1 protein-coding gene is annotated in these 258 nt (G+C 69.0%); it reads left to right on the top strand.

The window, feature by feature from the left end; genetic code table 11:
* Window positions 1-17: 17 nt before the first annotated feature.
* The coding region (locus SB764_RS42015; protein ID WP_410867038.1) for a PfkB family carbohydrate kinase at window positions 18-258 on the top strand (241 nt) is incomplete at its 3' end.

Raw genomic sequence — 258 nt, 5'->3', positions numbered from 1 at the left:
CGGCAGGACCGGCGCTGGTGGTGGTTACGCGCGGCGCAGAAGGACCGTGGGGGGTTACCAGGGCTGGTGAAGCCCGGATCACCGCACCCTCCGTGGACGTTGTGGACACCGTGGGCGCGGGCGATTCGTTCATGGCAGGGCTGCTGTCCGCTCTTGTGGACCGTGGGCTTGACGGTGCGCAGAACCGCGAAACGCTGCGCGGGATGCCTGCCGAAACCCTGTCCGCAATCATGGAGCACGCCGCCCGCGCAGCTGCCA

The sequence above is a fragment of the Paraburkholderia sp. SIMBA_027 genome (genome assembly GCF_046535315.1).
GTDB classification, from domain to species: Bacteria; Pseudomonadota; Gammaproteobacteria; order Burkholderiales; family Burkholderiaceae; genus Paraburkholderia; species Paraburkholderia tropica.
This window is presented reverse-complemented; position numbering and strand designations above follow the sequence as displayed.